The sequence below is a fragment of the Glaesserella parasuis genome (assembly GCF_017352235.1).
GTDB lineage: Bacteria > Pseudomonadota > Gammaproteobacteria > Enterobacterales > Pasteurellaceae > Glaesserella > Glaesserella parasuis.
In genome coordinates, this window is the sequence record NZ_CP071487.1 from 411,543 (window position 1) to 431,190 (window position 19,648).

Annotated in this window: 21 protein-coding genes and 1 pseudogene; 16 read left to right on the plus strand and 6 right to left on the minus strand. The window is 39.4% G+C overall.

What is annotated here, in order from left to right:
* Positions 1-24 precede the first annotated feature (24 nt).
* From J1G47_RS02080 to hinT, 3 genes are read right to left on the minus strand one after another with little or no spacing between them, the layout of a single operon-like run.
* On the minus strand, positions 25-807 hold the full coding sequence (locus tag J1G47_RS02080; protein WP_005712009.1) for a choline/ethanolamine kinase family protein: 783 nt from the start codon (positions 805-807) through the stop codon (positions 25-27).
* Positions 807-1,175 (minus strand): YcfL family protein, encoded by a 369-nt coding sequence (locus J1G47_RS02085; RefSeq protein WP_021114764.1) that lies wholly within the window; start codon positions 1,173-1,175, stop codon positions 807-809. Before J1G47_RS02085 ends, J1G47_RS02080 begins: the two co-directional genes overlap by 1 nt.
* A gap of 1 nt (position 1,176) precedes the next feature.
* The gene (hinT, locus tag J1G47_RS02090; protein ID WP_075592370.1) at positions 1,177-1,536 is read right to left on the minus strand and encodes a purine nucleoside phosphoramidase; all 360 of its coding nucleotides are present in this window, start codon (positions 1,534-1,536) and stop codon (positions 1,177-1,179) included.
* Positions 1,537-1,674: 138 nt separating this feature from the next.
* Between hinT and J1G47_RS12180 the strand changes: the two are divergent.
* Positions 1,675-1,769: pseudogene (locus J1G47_RS12180) on the plus strand (IS1595 family transposase); the annotation flags it as partial.
* 177 nt (positions 1,770-1,946) lie between these two features.
* Entirely contained in the window at positions 1,947-3,044 is a 1,098-nt protein-coding gene (locus J1G47_RS02095) for an ISAs1 family transposase (RefSeq protein WP_207326525.1), read from the plus strand.
* Between the two features lie 689 nt (positions 3,045-3,733).
* Here J1G47_RS02095 and nfuA read toward each other — a convergent pair.
* Positions 3,734-4,318, minus strand: a complete 585-nt coding sequence (gene nfuA / locus J1G47_RS02100) for a Fe-S biogenesis protein NfuA (RefSeq protein ID WP_015939611.1) — start codon at positions 4,316-4,318, stop codon at positions 3,734-3,736.
* Between the two features lie 394 nt (positions 4,319-4,712).
* On the opposite strand from nfuA, the gene J1G47_RS02105 reads away from it, so the two are divergent.
* The 8 genes from J1G47_RS02105 (at position 4,713) to J1G47_RS02140 (ending at position 11,342) form a co-directional block, all read left to right on the plus strand.
* The gene (locus J1G47_RS02105) at positions 4,713-6,059 is read left to right on the plus strand and encodes a Na(+)-translocating NADH-quinone reductase subunit A (protein WP_015939612.1); all 1,347 of its coding nucleotides are present in this window, start codon (positions 4,713-4,715) and stop codon (positions 6,057-6,059) included.
* A 4-nt stretch (positions 6,060-6,063) separates the two neighbouring features.
* A complete protein-coding gene (locus J1G47_RS02110; protein ID WP_075592468.1) occupies positions 6,064-7,302 on the plus strand; it encodes an NADH:ubiquinone reductase (Na(+)-transporting) subunit B in 1,239 nt (412 codons plus the stop codon).
* Positions 7,295-8,071: a Na(+)-translocating NADH-quinone reductase subunit C gene (locus J1G47_RS02115; protein WP_016527590.1), complete on the plus strand. Its 777-nt coding sequence runs from the start codon at positions 7,295-7,297 to the stop codon at positions 8,069-8,071. The genes J1G47_RS02110 and J1G47_RS02115 overlap by 8 nt, the downstream gene beginning before the upstream one ends.
* Positions 8,071-8,694, plus strand: coding sequence for an NADH:ubiquinone reductase (Na(+)-transporting) subunit D (locus J1G47_RS02120; protein WP_016527589.1), 624 nt, complete (start codon positions 8,071-8,073; stop codon positions 8,692-8,694). The genes J1G47_RS02115 and J1G47_RS02120 overlap by 1 nt, the downstream gene beginning before the upstream one ends.
* Before the next feature lies 1 nt (position 8,695).
* Positions 8,696-9,292: an NADH:ubiquinone reductase (Na(+)-transporting) subunit E gene (gene nqrE, locus J1G47_RS02125; protein ID WP_010786251.1), complete on the plus strand. Its 597-nt coding sequence runs from the start codon at positions 8,696-8,698 to the stop codon at positions 9,290-9,292.
* A 12-nt stretch (positions 9,293-9,304) separates the two neighbouring features.
* Positions 9,305-10,537: an NADH:ubiquinone reductase (Na(+)-transporting) subunit F gene (gene nqrF, locus J1G47_RS02130; protein ID WP_010786250.1), complete on the plus strand. Its 1,233-nt coding sequence runs from the start codon at positions 9,305-9,307 to the stop codon at positions 10,535-10,537.
* 80 nt (positions 10,538-10,617) lie between these two features.
* Positions 10,618-11,046 carry a nucleotidyltransferase substrate binding protein gene (locus J1G47_RS02135; protein WP_015939615.1) on the plus strand — a complete coding sequence of 143 codons (429 nt, stop codon included), beginning with the start codon at positions 10,618-10,620 and terminating at the stop codon, positions 11,044-11,046.
* On the plus strand, positions 11,043-11,342 hold the full coding sequence (locus J1G47_RS02140) for a nucleotidyltransferase family protein (protein WP_021115153.1): 300 nt from the start codon (positions 11,043-11,045) through the stop codon (positions 11,340-11,342). Before J1G47_RS02135 ends, J1G47_RS02140 begins: the two co-directional genes overlap by 4 nt.
* On the opposite strand, the gene thiP is transcribed toward J1G47_RS02140, so the two are convergent.
* Positions 11,339-12,916 (minus strand): thiamine/thiamine pyrophosphate ABC transporter permease ThiP, encoded by a 1,578-nt coding sequence (gene thiP / locus J1G47_RS02145; protein ID WP_015939617.1) that lies wholly within the window; start codon positions 12,914-12,916, stop codon positions 11,339-11,341. The two genes, J1G47_RS02140 and thiP, sit on opposite strands and share 4 nt — an antisense overlap.
* A gap of 324 nt (positions 12,917-13,240) precedes the next feature.
* On the opposite strand from thiP, the gene nrfA reads away from it, so the two are divergent.
* The 5 genes from nrfA (at position 13,241) to J1G47_RS02170 (ending at position 17,847) form a co-directional block, all read left to right on the plus strand.
* A complete protein-coding gene (nrfA, locus tag J1G47_RS02150) occupies positions 13,241-14,680 on the plus strand; it encodes an ammonia-forming nitrite reductase cytochrome c552 subunit (RefSeq protein ID WP_015939618.1) in 1,440 nt (479 codons plus the stop codon).
* A gap of 20 nt (positions 14,681-14,700) precedes the next feature.
* A complete protein-coding gene (gene nrfB / locus J1G47_RS02155) occupies positions 14,701-15,324 on the plus strand; it encodes a cytochrome c nitrite reductase pentaheme subunit (RefSeq protein ID WP_075592472.1) in 624 nt (207 codons plus the stop codon).
* The gene (gene nrfC, locus J1G47_RS02160) at positions 15,321-15,998 is read left to right on the plus strand and encodes a cytochrome c nitrite reductase Fe-S protein (RefSeq protein ID WP_005712433.1); all 678 of its coding nucleotides are present in this window, start codon (positions 15,321-15,323) and stop codon (positions 15,996-15,998) included. Before nrfB ends, nrfC begins: the two co-directional genes overlap by 4 nt.
* Positions 15,998-16,951 carry a cytochrome c nitrite reductase subunit NrfD gene (gene nrfD / locus J1G47_RS02165; protein WP_160404717.1) on the plus strand — a complete coding sequence of 318 codons (954 nt, stop codon included), beginning with the start codon at positions 15,998-16,000 and terminating at the stop codon, positions 16,949-16,951. Before nrfC ends, nrfD begins: the two co-directional genes overlap by 1 nt.
* A gap of 107 nt (positions 16,952-17,058) precedes the next feature.
* Positions 17,059-17,847, plus strand: a complete 789-nt coding sequence (locus J1G47_RS02170; RefSeq protein WP_160404715.1) for a glycosyltransferase family 32 protein — start codon at positions 17,059-17,061, stop codon at positions 17,845-17,847.
* Positions 17,848-17,954: 107 nt separating this feature from the next.
* Here J1G47_RS02170 and serB read toward each other — a convergent pair whose 3' ends face one another.
* A complete protein-coding gene (gene serB / locus J1G47_RS02175) occupies positions 17,955-18,818 on the minus strand; it encodes a phosphoserine phosphatase SerB (protein WP_010786241.1) in 864 nt (287 codons plus the stop codon).
* 85 nt (positions 18,819-18,903) lie between these two features.
* Here serB and J1G47_RS02180 point away from each other — a divergent pair, with 85 nt between their 5' ends.
* Positions 18,904-19,569 (plus strand): YtjB family periplasmic protein, encoded by a 666-nt coding sequence (locus tag J1G47_RS02180; RefSeq protein WP_207326728.1) that lies wholly within the window; start codon positions 18,904-18,906, stop codon positions 19,567-19,569.
* The last annotated feature ends 79 nt before the right edge of the window (positions 19,570-19,648 follow it).

Here is a 19,648-nt window from a genome sequence, read left to right on the forward strand (position 1 = left end):
ATGCTACGAATTGTAAGTTCATTTTTAAGTTTGAAAAATAGTATCAAAAAAGTGGCTTAATCTAAACCACAACCTATTCAACTTCTCAATTTCAGGCTGATATTCCACCATTTTGGCAACACAAGCGGTGGGATCAAAGCCTGATTTGGCAAAATAACGTGCTAAGAAAAACGCCTTTTGTTCCGCAGACAAAGGATTGTTATGAAAAAGCAACGCTAATTCCAAGGCAGGATCGGAGATCGCTGCATATTCCCAATCAATCAAAAAGAGTTTTTCATCTTGTTCGACTAAATTTGCAAGATGAATGTCGTGATGGCAAATGGCTTGTTGATAGGGGCTAATTTGCTGAAAAGGGGGCGTGAAATTGAGGCTGTTTTGCGTTTCAAGCGGTAAGTTTTGCCATAAGAATTGGCAACGTTCGGCAAGATTTAAGGTTGTCAATTTTGTCGTGGAACGCACCGCTTGCCAATCAAAGAGATGTAAACAGGCTAGTTGGTCAGCTAATTTTTCGAGTAACGGTTGGCTAAAATGGCTGGGGGTTTGCCCATCAAGCCACGCTAACAAAGCAGAGGTTTTGTTAGCATAAATAACCTTAGGGGCGAAACCGAGTGGCTCAATTAGTCGTAAAAAAGCGACTTCTTGTTGGTAATCAATGCCATAATCGGTGGCTCGTTGCGTTTGAGAACGTAAAATATAACGTTCGCCATTGGCTAATTCGACCAAATGACTACAAGCGGTCAGCCCTGCTAATTTTGTGATAGAACTGACCGCTTGTTGTTGCTGTTGTTCAAGCCATTGAAGTGCCATTATCGTTGAAAACGTAAGTAAAAACGGTAGTTTGCACTTTCAGGGGTTGGTTTGTCTAAAGCAACCCTTTGGCGTTGTTTAGCTTCAAGGAACAAATGTTGCCAAGACGATGTTTCTTCACCGTTCAAGGTTTGCGTCACGCCCGTTTTGTCGTACCAAAACAGCTTATAGCTTAACTGCAAGGGTTGTTCACTTTTATTGAACACCGCAAGTTCATCTGATTTTGCGACAACCTCCGTGATCTCTGCGACATTGGCTTCGATATTAACAATCGGCGTTGTGCCTGATGGCAGATAGCTCGGCGGATTTGATCCACAAGCGGTCAGAAATACGCTCAACAGTGCAACAAGAGAAAAAGCGTGTTTCATCTTATTTCGCCAACATTTTACCTAACGGCTCACCGCCAACAAGGTGCATATGGATATGGAACACTTCTTGTCCTCCGTGTTTATTACAGTTCATAATCAAGCGATAGCCGTCTTCCGCAATGCCTTCTTCTTTAGCGATTTTCGCAGCAACGGTAAATAAACGACCAAGTGCTTGTTCATCTTCTGTAGTAACGTGATTAACCGTTGGAATAAATTTGTTTGGAATAATTAAAATGTGGGTTTTCGCCTGTGGAGCAATATCACGGAATGCGGTGACAAGCTCGTCTTGATACACGATTGCCGCAGGGATTTCTTTACGGATAATTTTGCTGAAAATGGTTTCTTCGTAGTTGGTTAGCATAATGTTTCCTTATATCAGTGTTGTAAGTGGTAGGATTGTCTAACTTTTTTGAGCAATTTGCAAAAATTTCTGCAAATTTGACCGCTTATATTTCATTTAGAGGCTGTATTAGATTAGCAAGTATGTTAGTCTATAAAAATGAAAATAACTAATTGTAAATTAAAGAAATCTACACAAAAAAGCTCCTTGAATTTTTTGTATTAGAAGTCACAGCTCGTTCGAAAATAAACATTAGCAACAATTTTGTCTACTATGCCCCTTTTTATGCCTTAAATAATAGAAATAGTATTTTCTATCTCTTGTAAAGTCCAATCATTCAGATTCTTCAATGTAATACAGGGCAAGATCGCATCTTTCTCAAATTTATGATCTAATACACCTTAATTATCCATATCAAATCAGGTTGTAAAATGAGCGTTTTTCGTTTTTTTGAAAATTTATCCGACCCACGAGCCTATAATCAAAAACACCACTTTTTAGACATCGTTTTTCTCGTCGTCAGTGCCGTGATTTCGGGGGCAAACAGCTGGACTGAAATCAAACTTTTTGGCGAATTACATTTGGATTGGTTGCGAAAATATCGTCCTTTTGAGTGTGGCATTCCTGTCGATGATACTATCGCTCGTGTAATAAAACGCATTGAGCCACAAGCGTTTAATGAGGTTTTTCTTAATTTTATCAATGAGATACGCACACAACAAGGACGTGAGGTGATTGCGATTGATGGCAAGACACTTCGTCATAGTTTCAATCCGGAAACCCAAAGTGCTTTGCACAGTGTGACGGTGTGGAGCCAGTCTCGTGGTTTGATTTTATCGCAGAAAAAATCCTCGGGTAAGCAAAATGAGCAGCAGGCAGTGATGGAAATTATCGATAGTTTTTGCTTAAAAAATGCCGTTATAACGGTGGATGCGATGAATACACAGAAGAAAATTGCCGAGAAAATCATCGAAAAGAAAGGGGATTATGTGATGCCGTTGAAGAAAAATCACCGTCAATTTCAGTCGGAAGTGGAGGTGTATTTTCACAAAATCAGCCGAGATTGCCCTGAAATGCTTGAGACGTATGAGGAGGTAAATGCGGAACGTAGTCGAATTGATGAGCGTTACTACCGTAAGCTGAAAGTGAGTGATTGGCTGAGCAAAGCGGAGGAATGGAAGGGGATAAAATCGGTGTTGGAGGTGTGTCGCAAGCGGTCAGATAATGGCAAAGAATCACAAGAAAAAGTCTTTTATATCAGTAGTTTGGATGTTGATATTCAAATATTGGCGAAGTGCGTGCGAGGGCATTGGGAAGTGGAAAACAAAGCCCATTGGGTGCTAGATGTGGTCTATAAAGAAGACGAATGTGCTGTGACCGATGAATGGGGTGCGGAAAATCTGGCAATTTTGCGTCGATTAGCGTTGAACTTGGCTCGATTACACCCGAAAAAGCAGAGTATGAAAGGGAAATTGACCGCTGCTGGTTGGTCAGATGAATTTCGAGATGAGCTGTTGCTCGGTGTGTAGGTTGAAAAATGGACAACATATGCGGTTGCCCTGGTTAATTGAACTGAATCTAAGGTAACTAAGTGAGCCTGTTGATAATTTTCTAATTCAATGGATTCGCCTGTGTTGAGGTCTTTAATCACGAGTTTATTACCTTGAATTTTTACCTCTAAATTTTGAACTAGCTCTCCTGCCGAATTGATAAAAGTATAGTTCTCGTTTTCTAAAAGTGTGATTTTGGTTAATTTATTGACAATGATTTTGTTGATTTTCATAGTAACCTCAGGAGAAAGATAAGTTATGATATTTGAATTACAAATTAACACTACATAAAAAGAAAGGTGGGTTTGTCAGTGGTTTGATATAGCTCTTTTAAAGAACCATACTTTTATTTTTTAGCGTTAGAGAAAGAGAAATACTCTTTACAACAAACTTCAAAAACTACTAAAAAAAATTTAAAAAATTATTCCTACTCTAAAAAAATAAAAGTCAACCGCCTTGAAAAAAATTTTTTAGCCAAAATTTTTGTGAAATATGTTTGTGGTATTTGAGGAAATGTTAAGAGGTGAACGAAATAATCGCGTTATTTTTCGTGATATGGTCATTTGCATGACAACGGGCACATTACGAGTGCCCGAAAATAATTGCAGGAACGCCACGCTTGGCGTTCATAGAAACATTAATTTTACCGCTTGAGTTAGGTTGTTTTGCTAATAATAAGAATGTTCACCGTGTTGATGTTCAGTCACATCTTTCACGCCAACTAATTCTTCTGGGAAAAGAGCAAGCAACTGTTTTTCAATGCCTTCTTTTAAGGTAACGTCTACCATTGAACAGCCGTTACAACCACCACCAAATTGTAATACCGCATATTTATCTTCAGTGACTTCAATTAAGGTTACACGTCCGCCGTGGCTTGCCAACTGTGGATTGACTTGGGTTTGGATCACATAGTCTAGACGTTCAATGAAAGGTGCATCATCTGCCACTTTTTTCATTTTGGCATTTGGGGCTTTTAAAGTGAGCTGTGAACCCATTGGATCGGTAACATAGTCAATTTCGGCATCTTCAAGGAAAGGAAGGCTGATTTCGTCAATAAATGCAGAAAATTGTTCAAATTTGATTTCAGTATCCGTTTCTTCTACGGCATTAACAGGGCAGTAAGATACACCACATTCAGCACTTGGTGTGCCAGGATTAACCACAAAAATGCGGATATTTGTGCCTTCTTCTTGTTGATCAAGTAATTTGCGGAAGTGGTTTTGTGCAACGTCTGAGATTGTAATGTTCATCATTTTATCCATTTATGAAAACTAAACTGTTTGCTATTTTATCCCTATCCTGATTTTTTGACTAGCATCAAATTTATTAAAAATGAATTTAGGAAGTGTCTGTTTTTCATTCATTTTGTCAGGGAATAAAGAGTAAAATTTGATGTATTTCAAAGTTTCTTAGGCTAAATGTTAAAAAAATGTGGTAAAACTAGCAATAAAAGTGTGTTTTCAGGTAGAATACCTTGTTTATTTTTATCTTGGAAAAACAAGGTAAAGCCCAATTTGAGAACTTAATGTAGCGAACAAATATAAGTGGGGGAATCAACGTTTATGTTTGCTTTTAGCTACGCTCAATGTAGCGATTGCAGTTTCTGCAATCATTCTTTTTAACCCAACTAAAAGTAGTGCAAACAATATGATTACAATTAAACAAGGCTTAGATCTTCCTATTGCGGGGAAACCTGAGCAAGTAATCCATAACGGTAATACCGTTAATGAAGTTGCTGTGCTTGGCGAAGAATATGTGGGTATGCGCCCTTCTATGAAGGTGCGTGAAGGTGATGTGGTGAAAAAAGGTCAGGTTCTTTTTGAAGATAAGAAGAATGCTGGCGTGGTTTTCACCGCTCCTGCAAGCGGTACGATTGTTGCAATCAATCGCGGTGAGAAACGTGTTCTTCAATCCGTTGTGATTAAAGTTGAAGGTGATGAACAGGTAACTTTCGAGCGTTATAACGCTTCTGAGTTAAGTTCATTAACAGCTGACCAAGTGAAGCAAAATTTAGTTAATTCGGGTTTATGGACTGCGTTCCGTACTCGTCCATTCAGTAAAGTTCCTGCGTTAGATGCAGTGCCATCTTCTATTTTCGTTAATGCGATGGATACAAATCCATTAGCGACTGATCCTGAAGTGGTATTAAATGAACATAAACAAGATTTTGTTGATGGTTTAACGGTGTTAAGCCGTTTATTTGATGGACAAAAAATAATCCACTTATGTCGTGCACCAGATAGTAATATCCCAACGGCTGAAGTGGCTAATGTGAAAGTAACTTCTTTCGCTGGTCCACACCCAGCAGGTTTGAGTGGTACGCATATTCACTTTATCGATCCTGTTTCTGTGACGAAAAGTGTGTGGTATTTGAACTATCAAGATGTGATTGCTATCGGTAAATTATTTACGACAGGGGAATTATATACAGATCGTGTGGTTTCGTTAGCTGGTCCTCAAGTGAAAAAACCTCGCTTAGTGCGTACACAACTTGGTGCAAACCTTTCTCAATTAACTGCAGGTGAACTAGCAGAGGGTGAAAACCGTGTGATTTCAGGCTCTGTGTTAAGCGGTGCGAAAGCAGTTGGTGTTCACGATTATTTAGGTCGTTATGCATTACAGGTGTCTGTGATTGCTGAAGGTCGTGAGCAAGAGTTCTTAGGTATGATTGCCCCATATTCACACAAATTCTCTATTACTCGTACTGTGTTAGGTGCGTTTAGCAAGAAATTGTTTAACTTTACCACCGCTGTTAATGGTAGTGAGCGTGCAATGGTGCCAATCGGCTCTTATGAGCGTGTCATGCCGTTAGATATTTTACCAACATTGTTGTTGCGCGATTTAGCATCTGGCGATACGGATTCTGCTCAAGCATTAGGTTGCTTAGAGTTAGATGAAGAAGATTTAGCGTTATGTACCTTTGTCTGCCCAGGTAAAAATAACTACGCACCAATGTTGCGTGCAGCGTTAGATAAGATCGAGAAGGAAGGTTAATCAAATGGCTTTAAAAGATCTTTTCCATAAAATGGAACCGGCTTTCCAAAAAGGTGGAAAGTATGAGAAATTCTATATTCTGTTTGAAGCAGTTTATACGATTTTCTATACACCGGGTACAGTAACTCAAAAAGATGCTCACGTTCGTGATGGGATTGACTCTAAACGTATGATGTTAATCGTATGGTTGGCATTGTTCCCAGCAATGTTCTACGGTATGTATAACGTGGGTGCGCAATCAATCCTTGCATTAGGCGTGGGTGACTTTACCCAAAACGTAACTCAAAACGTGGCAAATGACTGGCACTTTGCATTAGCAAATGCATTTGGCGTGTTATCACAAGATGCTGGCGTATTTGGCAAAATGTTAATCGGTGCGATTTTCTTCCTACCAATCTACTTAACCATTTTTGCAGTAGGTGGTTTCTGGGAAGTGCTATTCGCAATGGTGCGTAAACACGAAATCAATGAAGGTTTCTTTGTTACTTCTATCCTTTTAGCATTAATCGTTCCACCAACATTACCATTATGGCAAGCAGCGTTAGCAACAACCTTTGGTGTTGTGGTTGCAAAAGAAGTCTTCGGTGGTGTAGGTAAAAACTTTATGAACCCAGCGTTAGCAGGTCGTGCGTTCTTATTCTTCGCATACCCAGCACAAATTTCGGGTGATTTAGTTTGGACTGCAGCAGATGGCTTCTCAGGTGCAACAGCACTTTCTCAATGGGCAGTCGGTGGCCAAGCTGCACTTAAACACGTTGCAACGGGTGAAACCATTACTTGGATGGACGCATTCTTAGGTAACATTCCTGGTTCTATCGGAGAAGTATCAACTGTCGCATTAATGATGGGTGCTGCTATTATTGTATTTGCTCGCATTGCATCTTGGCGAATTATCGCAGGTGTAATGATTGGTATGGCTGCAACTGCAACCCTCTTCAATATGATTGGTTCAGATACAAACCCATTATTTGCGATGCCGTGGCATTGGCACTTAGTGTTAGGTGGTTTTGCAATCGGTATGTTCTTTATGGCTACCGACCCAGTATCAGCAGCATTTACTAATAAAGGTAAATGGTGGTACGGTATCTTAATTGGAGTAATGTGTGTGTTGATTCGTGTAGCAAACCCTGCGTACCCAGAAGGTATGATGTTAGCGATCTTATTTGCTAACTTGTTTGCTCCAATCTTCGACTACTTCGTGGTTCAGGCTAACATCAAACGTAGGAAGGCACGCAATGGCTAAGTTTAATAAAGATAGCATTGGCGGAACACTTACCGTCGTGATTTTATTAAGTTTAATCTGTTCTCTTATCGTGGCAGGTTCTGCGGTGTTGTTAAAATCGGCACAGGAAGAACAAAAAGCCCTTGATAAACAGAAAAACATTTTAAGTGTTGCTGGTTTATTACCTGAAGGCACGAAGAAAAGCGAAATTAAAGATATTTATGTGAAAAATATCGAATCTAAAATCGTTGATCTTGCGACAGGTGATTATGTTGAAGGTGTAGCGAATTTTGATGCAAAAGCAGCTGCAAAAGATCCAGCTCAAAGTATCGCTATCAATCCAGCAGACGATAAAGCAGGTATTAGAGTTCGTGCAAAATATGCGGAAATTTACCTTGTAAAAGATGCAAACGGACAAGTAAATCAAATCGTGCTTCCATTCTACGGAACAGGTTTATGGTCTGTAATGTATGGCTTTGTCTCTGTTGAGCCAGATGGCAATACAATCAAAGGTATCACTTACTACGAAAACGGTGAAACACCAGGACTTGGTGGTGAAATTGAAAACAAACGTTGGCAACAAAATTTCGTGGGCAAAAAATTACAAAATGCTCAGGGTGAATCCGCAATTCGTATTGCAAAAGGTGCTTCAGCTGATAAAGATCACGGCATTGATGGCTTATCAGGTGCAACACTCACCTCTAACGGTGTTGATGGTTCATTCAAATACTGGTTTGGTGCGAACGGCTTTGGTCCATATTTAGCGAAATTAAAAGCGGGGACTAACTAATGGCAAGCAATAAACTTAAAGATCTCTTGTTATCACCTGTTGTGAATAACAACCCGATTGCATTGCAAATTCTAGGTATCTGTTCTGCACTTGCGGTAACAACAAAACTAGAAACTGCGGTGGTAATGGGTATTGCAGTAAGCTTTGTAATAGGCTTTTCAAGTATGTTCATTGCGATGATTCGTAACTATATCCCAAATAGTATTCGTATCATTGTACAAATGGCGATTATCGCATCGCTTGTAATTCTCGTGGATCAGTTATTGCGTGCTTATGCTTACGATCTTTCTAAACAGCTCTCGGTATTTGTTGGTTTAATTATTACTAACTGTATCGTAATGGGACGTGCGGAAGCCTTTGCAATGAAATCTGGCCCAGTAGAAAGTTTTGTTGATGGTATCGGTAACGGTTTAGGCTACGGTGCAATCCTTGTGATTGTTGCCTTCATTCGTGAGTTAATCGGTTCAGGTAAACTCTTTGGTATGACGGTATTCCAAACTGTTCAAGATGGCGGTTGGTATCAAGCAAATGGTTTATTCCTACTTGCACCAAGTGCGTTCTTCATCATCGGCTTCTTAATTTGGGGCTTAAGAACTTGGAAACCAGAGCAAGTGGAGAAATAAGATGGAACATTATTTAAGTCTATTTGTTAAGTCCATATTTATTGAAAATATGGCACTTTCTTTCTTCCTTGGTATGTGTACATTCCTTGCGGTATCTAAGAAAGTTTCAACAGCATTTGGTTTAGGTATTGCGGTAATCGTTGTACTAGGTATTGCAGTTCCAGCTAACCAAATTGTTTACGAGAACATCTTAAAAGATGGTGCATTAGTGGAAGGGGTTGATTTAACTTTCCTTAACTTTATCACCTTTATCGGTGTTATAGCTGCACTAGTGCAAATTCTCGAAATGATTTTGGACAAGTTTTTCCCTGCACTGTATAGTGCATTAGGTATCTTCTTACCACTTATTACCGTAAACTGTGCGATCTTCGGTGCTGTATCATTTATGGTTCAACGCGAATATAACTTCGCTGAATCTGTGGTATATGGTATCGGTGCAGGTACAGGCTGGATGTTGGCAATTGTGGCATTAGCTGGTATTACAGAAAAAATGAAATACTCTGACGTACCTGCTGGCTTAAAAGGTTTAGGTATTACCTTTATCACCGCAGGCTTAATGGCACTTGGCTTTATGTCTTTCTCAGGCATTAAATTATAAGGAGCGTATCGAATGGATAATTTTATTTTCGGTATCGTGGTATTTACTGCCCTTGTATTAATGCTTGCAGTACTTATCCTTGTAGCTAAATCAAAATTAGTGGACTCAGGTGACATCACGATTTCTATCAATGATGATCCAGAAAAAGCAATTACCTTGCCAGCTGGCGGTAAATTACTTGGTGCTTTAGCAAATAAAGGTATCTTCGTTTCATCCGCGTGTGGCGGTGGTGGCTCTTGTGGTCAGTGTATCGTTAAAGTAAAAAGCGGTGGTGGCGAGATTCTTCCAACTGAGCTTTCACACATCACAAAACGTGAAGCAAAAGAAGGTTATCGTCTAGCGTGTCAAGTTAATGTGAAAAGCAGTATGGAAGTGGAGCTTCCAGAAGAGATCTTTGGTGTGAAAAAATGGGAATGTACTGTTATCTCTAATGATAACAAAGCAACCTTCATCAAAGAGCTTAAACTTCAAATTCCAGAAGGCGAAGAAGTACCATTCCGTGCAGGTGGCTATATTCAGATCGAAGCACCTGCTCACACTGTGAGATATGAAGATTACAAAGCGTTAATCGACGAAGAATATCACGAAGACTGGAACAAATTTAACCTATGGCGTTATGTGTCTAAAGTGGACGAGCCAATTATCCGTGCGTACTCGATGGCTTCATACCCAGAAGAGAAAGGCATTATTATGCTTAACGTGCGTATTGCAACTCCGCCACCAAATAACCCAGATGTACCGCCAGGTCAAATGTCTTCATATATTTGGTCACTCAAACCAGGTGATAAAGTCACAATTTCTGGCCCATTTGGTGAGTTCTTCGCTAAAGATACTGATGCAGAAATGGTCTTCATCGGTGGTGGTGCAGGTATGGCCCCAATGCGTTCACACATTTTTGACCAGTTAAAACGTCTGAAGTCTAAACGTAAAATGACCTTCTGGTATGGTGCTCGTTCTAAACGTGAAATGTTCTATGTAGAAGATTTCGACGGCTTACAAGCAGAGAACGACAACTTCAAATGGTATGTGGCACTTTCTGACCCACAACCAGGCGATAACTGGGATGGTTACACTGGCTTTATTCACAACGTGCTTTATGAAAACTACTTAAAAGATCACGAAGCGCCAGAAGATTGTGAATACTATATGTGTGGTCCACCAATTATGAATGCATCTGTGATCAAGATGTTAAAAGATCTTGGTGTAGAAGATGAAAACATCTTATTAGATGATTTCGGTGGCTAATCAGCTATAATCAAGCGGTCGGATTTGCAAAAAAATATGCGGATCTGACCGCTTAAGATTTATAGGAAAGTAACAAAAAGATGGAAACATTAGATATTTCGGCACTTGAAAAAGCCTTTGTTTCTCTGCAAAAAACGATTACTCACTTAGATAATCAAGAATGGTTTAATGCTCAAGAGCCAATTATCCAAGATACACTTATTGCAGGAGTAATTCAAAAATTCGAGTTTGTTTATGAATTATCAATTAAAATGATGAAGCGTCAGCTGAAAAGTATTGCTTCTAATGATACCGATATAGACAGCACAGAATTTAGAGATATTTTACGTCTATCAGCTCAATTTGGTTTAATTGATAATCCTGAAGAATGGTTAGATTTCCGTAAAATGCGAAATATTACATCACATACTTATGATGAAAATAAGGCTCTGCAAGTATATCAAGGCATTAGCCATTTCCTAGCGAGTAGCCACTATCTTCTCTCTCAACTTCAAAAACGTAGCCAATGATAGATTTGACCGAACAACAGTTACACCTTGTTCAACGCATTTTAGCGACACATTTGCCGAATATTCCCGTATGGGTATTTGGCTCAAGAATTAAAGGAACGGCAAAGCGATTTTCTGATCTTGACCTTGCATTGATTACCGACACCCCTTTAACCATTCGTCAGCAGGCTCAGCTTGAGTTAGCATTCTCTGACTCAGACCTGCCATTTAAAGTAGATTTAATTGACTGGGCGAGTTGTAGTGAAAATTTCAAACAAATTATTTTACAGAAGTATGAGGTTTTGCCTTGTCTTTAGCGATTATTCTGGTCTATAAAGAAAAATGGAAAAGCTGAAAATAGCATTAAAAGAAATGCGGTAATAGTCGCATCTTCAGTACGGTAACTGCCTAATTGTTGGTAAAGCAAATAAGGTAAGGTGCTAAAGTCAGGACTACCAAAAAAGGCAATGACGGAAAAATTGCCTAAACTTGCCGACATTGACAGGGCAAAAGCATTGATAAGCGGTCGGATAAGATAATTTTTTTCCACAATCCACCAACGGCGAAGCCCCGTTAATCCCAAACTACGAGCCAACTTATCGTGAGAAACTAAGGCTTCCCACATTGCTGAAAACAACAAGCGATAGATGTAAGGCAGTAACATCAAACCGTTACAAATTCCCACTAACAATAGCAGTTGCCAAGTGGTTAATTGCACATTGATCAGCAGTAAAAATAGCCCAACGGCTAACATAAATATCGGCAAAATCAGGGGATAAGTACTCACACCTGCGAGAATGCTTTGCTTGATTTTCTGTTTATGATAGGCAAGCTGGCGAGTTTCAAGAGCAATCAGATAAGCAATACCGATGACAAAACAAGATGCGATAAGGCTTAATAATAGTGAATAACTTGCCGATTGCCACAATGTTGGCGAAAAGAGCCGTTGCCAAAAGTTTGATACTGAAATGGCGGTCCAAACTACATTTGCAAGCGGTAATAAAATGGTAAAAATTGCCCCGAAAAGCACCGCTTGTAGTAGCCATTTTTCCTTACCTTTAGGCTGTGCCGTCCAGATGTCAATCGATACAGACTGTGTTTTCACTCGCTGAAAATTAAAGCGTGTCACCCAATCCATTATCAGTTGTAAGCCAATCCCCACAAGGATTTGCACCATAATTAACATCACCGCTTTCGCAAAATCAAACTCAAAAGTCACCGCTTGGTAAATCGCCACTTCAAGCGTACTGTATTTAGGTCCCCCCCCTAACATTAATACAATTGGGAAGCTGGTAAAACAGAGCAGGAAAACCGTCGCATAGGCATAGGGCAAAATGCCTTTTAATATCGGCAATTCAACAATCCTAAAGTAGTGCCACCCAGACAGATTGAGCTGGTTCGCCAGTTGGTGCTGATGTGTTGGAATAAGATGTAGCCCTTCAAAGCAATACTTTGCGACAAGGGGAATGTTCAAAAACAGATGAGCTAACACAATCCCTTGTAAACCGTACAAGGAAAAATCCCACGACAATCCCACCGCTTGAACGAGATGGGCTATCCAACCTGAATTTCCCCAAACCCCGATTAATGCAAAAATCACCACTAACGAAGGCAGAGCCCACGCAAAGGAAATCAGCTTATAGAGCAAGGTTTTGCTCCGAAAACGTAGGTAGAAAAAGCTACGAGCCAACAAAACACCAAACAGCAAAGATAAACTCGCCGACAGCGTTGCTTGCAAGGTGCTGTATTTTAAAATTTGCCACGTTTCTTGCCACGACCAAAAGGTTTCATCGGCACTATGTTCAAATAATGCCCAGAAACTGAACGTATAGAGTGAGAGCAAGCCAACATAGCTTGCCCAAGCGGAAAATTGGGTGAGTTTTCGGGACATTTATATCTCGTTGATAATATTCTGCTGTCATCTAAGTAGGCAGGCTATTTTAACATGAATAAAATTTTTCTTAACTAGAAGATAATCAATCAGTTAGAAAATATAAGAGAGAAAGATTGCCTAACAAAGCTCATTTAATCACCATTCAATTTTTGCAATTTGATTTTTTTCAAACAAATTGCAGAATCCTCTAGTAAAACATTCATTCTTTTTATACATTTCACATACATCTTTTATTTATATCTATCTTATTATTTTAATAAGAAAAATTATCATTTGCAGTGAGTTATGTGTGAGGAGGCTCGCGTGAAAAAAGTCAGTAAAATGTTAAAAAACAGCCTTGTTGCGACAATGGCTATGTTGGGGTGTTTCCAAGCTGCGTGGGCAGGGGAAGCCAAAGAGTTTGAAGGTCCAAAACCTGATGTGAAAATTGAATCAGCTAACCATAAATTTGCTGAACTTTATCCTTTACAGTACCAATCTTGGGCTGCAACAGCCGAATCTAAAGAAGTAACAAGTGCTTTAGAAGAAGATCCTCGTTTAGTGGTTTTGTGGACAGGTTATGCGTTCTCAAAAGATTACAATAAACCTCGTGGTCACTTCTATGCGGTTACTGATGTGCGTAATATTTTGCGTACTGGTGCGCCAATGGACGAAAATTCTGGCCCTCAGCCTATGGCGTGCTGGGCGTGTAAAAGTCCAGATGTGCCACGTATGATCGCAGAAAAAGGCGAAGTTGGTTATTTTGATGCGAAATGGGCAAAATATGGTTCAGAAATCGTAAATCCTATTGGTTGTGCGGACTGTCACGATACCACTTCACAAGAATTTAAAGATGGCAAAGCGGCACTGCGTGTTGCTCGCCCACACGTTTTGCGTGCGTTAGAAGTTATCGGTTGGAAATTCGATACACTGGATAAACACGGAAAACGTGCAGCAGTATGTTCTAACTGTCACGTTGAATACTATTTTGCAGGCAAAGAAAAAGCGGTGACGTTCCCTTGGGATAAAGGTGTAGATGTTGATAGCATTGAAAAATACTTTGATGAAATCAAATTTACTGACTGGGTTCACGGCTTATCAAAAGCTCCAATGTTAAAAGCACAACACCCAGACTTTGAAACTTGGGCATTAGGTACACACGGTAAAAACGGTGTAACCTGTATCGACTGCCATATGCCAAAAGTAGAAACTAAAGATGGTAAAGTCTATACCGATCACAAAATCGGCAATCCGTTTGATAACTTTGAGCATACTTGTAAAACTTGTCACGAACAAAGCAAAGAGAGCTTACAAGCACGTGTGAAAGAGCATAAAAAACAGATCAAAGACGTAATGATCCGTTTAGAAGATCAGCTTGTTAAAGCACACTTTGAAGCGAAAAGAGCTTGGGAAGCGGGTGCAACTGAAGAAGAAATGAAAGACGCGTTGCAAGCAATTCGTCACGCACAATGGCGTTGGGACTACTCAGCTGCAGGCCACGGCGGTCATATGCACGCACCTGATGTAATTCTTCACGTTATCGGAACAGGCTTAGATCGTGCAGCTGATGCTCGTACTAAACTTGCAGTTATCTTAACGAAACACGGCGTACAAACTCCGATTGAGTTCCCTGATATTTCAACGAAAGTGAAAGCACAAAAAGTTGTAGGTATCGACTTTGATAAAGAGAAAGCAGCGAAAGAAGAATTCTTACGCACCGTAGTACCACAATGGGAAAAAGAAGCGAAAGAGAAAGGCTTATTACCTGCGGACGCAAAATAATTTGCTAAGTCGAGGCTACTATGAAACATATTTTCTCAATGATTAAGCTACAAGCGGTTGCATTACTGAGTTTCTTTGCAATATCTTCTACTGTGTTGGCAGAAATGCCAGCACAACCACAGCCAATTTGGACCAATCCGCTGGACAATGTAGATGGTGCAACTATTGCTAAAGACTCTCGTCGTGATCCGAATACTTATTGTGTGAATTGCCACGGACATTTATCTACCTTCAAACACACAGGTAAGCACTTTCAAAAAGATACGGTTAGTCCAAATAACGGCAAACCGCTTAACTGTGTAAGTTGTCACGGTAATATTTCTGAAAATCACCGTAAAGGGGTGAAAGACGTAATGCGTTTTAACGCCCACGGTAAGGCTAAAAATCCAGCCTTGGAACGTTCAGTCGAAGAGCAAAATCAAGTCTGTTTTGCTTGCCATAGCCCTGACAAATTGCGTGAAAAATTCTGGGCGCACGACACCCATGCGAATAAAATTGCGTGTGTAAACTGCCATAAACTACACCCAGAAAAAGAACCAATGAAAGGCATTGAGTCTAAACAGCGTGTAAAACTCTGCGTGGATTGTCACACAGAAGTACACAAAGGTACGTTTAAAAAAGCGGAAGCTAAGGATCAAAAATGAGTTGTTCCCGTCGAGATTTCATCTCAGGGGCGGGAGCAGTGATTGCCGTGGCAGGCACAACGGGGCTTGCCACAAGTCAGCTCTCCCTTGCGACTGAGAAAGAAAGTAAAACCATTCGCTATGCGATGTTGCACGATGAACAAGCCTGTATCGGTTGTACTGCTTGTATGGACGCTTGTCGTGAAACAAACAAAGTGCCAGAAGGGGTATCCCGTTTAGAAATTATTCGTAGCCAACCTTATGGCGAATTTCCAAACGTAAAATATGAATTTTTCCGTCAATCTTGCCAACATTGTAGCAATGCTCCTTGTGTGAGTGTTTGCCCAACAGGTGCGTCTTTCATTGATAAAGCAACAGGCATTGTTGATGTTAATCCAGATCTCTGTGTTGGTTGTGCTTATTGCATTGCGGTCTGCCCATATCGTGTTCGCTATATTGAGCCAGTGAAGAAAACTGCCGATAAATGTAACTTCTGTCGAGATACAAATCTTGCACAAGGTAAACAGCCTGCTTGTGTAGAAAGCTGTCCAACCAAAGCATTAACATTCGGTGACTTAAACGATCCGAATAGCGATATTTCTCGTTTAATCAAAGAAAAACCAACTTATCGCACAAAAATGGAATTAGGCACAGAACCAAATCTTTACCATATTAAGAAAGGGGAGGCAAAATAATGAACGACTATGTTCCATTCCAAACCCCAAATCTTGTATGGGATTCAACCATTGCGATCTATCTCTTTTTACTTGGGATATCTGCGGGTTCAACCTTGTTAGCAGTGCTATATAAGCGTAAAGCGAATTTAGCTGATCCAAGCCAAAGTTGGATTATTCGCACAATGGCAATAATGTCACCGCTTGCAACCATCATCGGTTTAACCTTATTGATTTTCCACTTGGCTCGTCCGTGGACATTCTGGTATCTGATGTTCAACTACCAGTTTGATTCGGTAATGTCGATGGGGGTAATGCTATTCCAAGTCTTTATGGCGGTATTAGTCGTTTGGCTGGCAATCATCTTTAAGAACTGGTTAAGTGGCTTTGGGTTTATTCCGAAATTTGCTTTTGGATTAATTGATATTGCAGCGAAATTCACCTCGTTGATTGAAATCCTGTTGATCTTACTATCCCTTGCACTTGGGGCTTATACGGGGTTCTTATTATCTGAATTAATCAGTTACCCAATGTTAAATAACCCTGTCTTGCCAGTCTTATTCTTGGCTTCAGGAACTTCATCTGGTATTGCGGCACTTCTTGTGGCGATCTTGGTGGTTGGCAAAGTCGCAGCGGATAGTCACGAAGTACATTTCTTGCACAAGTTTGAAAAGCCAGTTGCATTCATTGAAATGTTACTTTTAGCAGGCTTCTTTGCTTACCTTTATGCTAAAGGTGGACAAAGTGCAGTGGCAGCGGATAACGCTTTAGCCTTCTCTGGCTACTGGGGCAAAATGTTCTGGGTAGGCGTTGTAGCTATCGGTTTAGTTATTCCAATGTTACTTAACATTGTTTCACCAGCAAAAGTGAAACACCAAAAAGGCTTTATCCTTTTCCTTGCAGTTTTAGGTTTAATCGGTGTTCTCTGTTTACGTTACTTTGTTCTTTATGCAGGGCAAATGACGATTGCTTAATCTCCTCACAAGCGGGCAGATCTTGCAAATTTATCGCAAAATCTGCCCGCTTGTTTTTTCAATATCGATAAAATGTTAATATGCGTTCCTATCCAAAAGGAGCTAATATGAACAAACCAGTCAAAAATGAAATGTTTATTGTAATTGCTAATGGTTTATGGCGTTTATTAGGGAATATCGTCAAAACGTTAAGCTATCCGTTTCACGCCTTATTTCCGAAAAAACGTTTTACCATTCCAGAATTTAGTCCAGCTAAAAGCGTATCAGCTAAATCAACGAAAATTACTAAGGTCATTTGGCAGACTAATTACAGCAACAAAGTAACCTTACCAGTGTATTGTAATTATTTAGTTAATCGTATGTTGTCACGAGATTATGACTACCGTTATGTTAGCACTGAAGAACGGGCGGAATATATCAAAGCTAATGCAGATGAACGTACTTTTAATGCGTATAGTAAACTTACGGATGGGGCTGCGCAGGCAGATTTCTGGCGTATTTTCACCTTATATAATGAAGGTGGTATCTATATGGATATTGATGGGCATTTAGTTTGGAATCTCGCTTCAATTATTGGTGAAAATGATAGTGAAGTTGTTATCACTCGCCGAGACAAATACACCAATTTCTTTTTAGCCAGTGAAAAGGGAAATGCGTTTTTGAAAGAAACGTTAGAGATTATTGTCGATAATATTGAGCAACGTCGGATTGATGGTGGCGTATTTTCTTTAACTGGACCAATCACCTTAAATATGGCATTGGAAGGAAAAACGGTTAATCGTCGCCGAGATAAAATCACTTGCGTGCAGGGGACTTTTACTAACGAATATTTTCAGTATATGGATAAAAAGCGTGGTAAATGGAATCACGCTAAAAATGAAGATTTATTGAAGTAATCTGATATTAAGAGGCATAGTAAACAAAAGTTACTATGCCATATTGGTGTCTTAATTGATTATTGGGTGTAATAGACAAAAGAAATATAGATATATATCTAAAGACATTATGGGGAATCAAACAATTCCTTTGCTTTTAACAGTAACAGTAGGGCAGTTAAATCTCCAAAGTTTACTACGAATGCCGATTGTTCTTGTACTTTGGGTTTGGCATGTAGTGCAACGCCTAAACTGGCATGTTTAAGCATCAGTAGATCATTGGCTCCATCTCCTACTGTAATCCATTGCTCTTGTGGAATACCAAACTTGTGAGCTAGAGCCATTAACGTATCTGCTTTACATTGAGCATCTACTACTTTGCCAAGTATTTGACCTGTTAGTTTGCCATCAATAACTTCAAGCCTATTTGACACAGAATAATCTAGATCAAAAGACTGTCTGAGGTAGTCTGCAAAATAGTCAAATCCTCCTGAAGCAATAGCTATCTTCCAACCATATTGTTTCAGACTTTTAATTAATAATTCAAAACCATCCATAAGTGGTAACTGTTCACGAACTTGTTGTAAGATACTTTCTGGTGCATTTTCAAGTGTTGCAACACGCTGACGTAAACTTTCTTCAAAATCAAGTTCTCCACGCATAGCTCTTGCTGTAATAGATGAAACAATCTCTCCTTTTCCTGCTAATTTAGCAATCTCATCAATACACTCAATTTTAATCGCAGTAGAATCCATATCCATTAAAAGTAAACCTTCTTTTTTAATGCAAGGAAGAATATCTAACCTACTAAAATCAGCTTGTATGGTTTGAGCCTTCTCTCGTAGAGAATCTGTCAAATCTCCTCTAAAAAAAGCAACATGGTAATCCAAATACTCCACTTGTTTTACAAAAATAGTAGAACTTATGTGTGTGAAGTGGGCAATCTGTTCAGCTGTAAGCTGCTTACTGTAAATAAAAAAGATATGTGACATGATTCTTTCAAACCTTTATAGTGAGTTTTACTAACTTTAGCAAAATTCCGTGTTAGAATCATCTTCTAATTTTATGGGGACAATTATGTATATTTCTCGTGAGCAACTAATAAAGAGTAGCATTATTGCTGTGATAATGGCAATTTGTTTAATGATTGTGTGGATAATACTGACTGGTATAAACCATTTCAAAGTAGGTTCACAGCTGGCTGGGATTAACCAAGTAACAAATCTTTCCCATTTACTTGTACGACAACAGGCAAAATTGTTTTCCTTGATGTTAGTAAAAAACGCAAAAAATGATGAATTAGTTGAAGCATTAGATGTTTTTGCTAAAGAAGCGTTTGTCATTGATGCTAATTTGTATTCGCCATCAGGAAATTTAGTTGCACATAGTAGCAATGCGATTGAATTTAACCCGAGAGTAAACGACAAGATACAACAAGAGCCGGCACTTACCCAACAAATTGTAGAGCCTATTTTTGCACAGGATGACTTAATTGGGTTTTTACGAGTAACTTTTGACTCTCAATATGGGCAAACAACACAACATAAAGTAAATGAATTATTTCATTTGCTTTATGGTGAGTTGATTATTTTATTTATGTCTGGAGGGCTATTTGTTAGTTGTTTCTATTATTTTTTACAGCTAAATACAACAAAAACAGTTTCGTCAAAGTTTATACCTATTGAATTAAAACGTCAAACTCAACGTTTTCACTCTCGAAGAAGAGCTTTTCGCCGTAAATGATTGTAATTCAGGTAAGGGAGAGTATAATACCTCGCATTTTGCCAATATGGCATATTTACAATGACACAACTTAAATTTA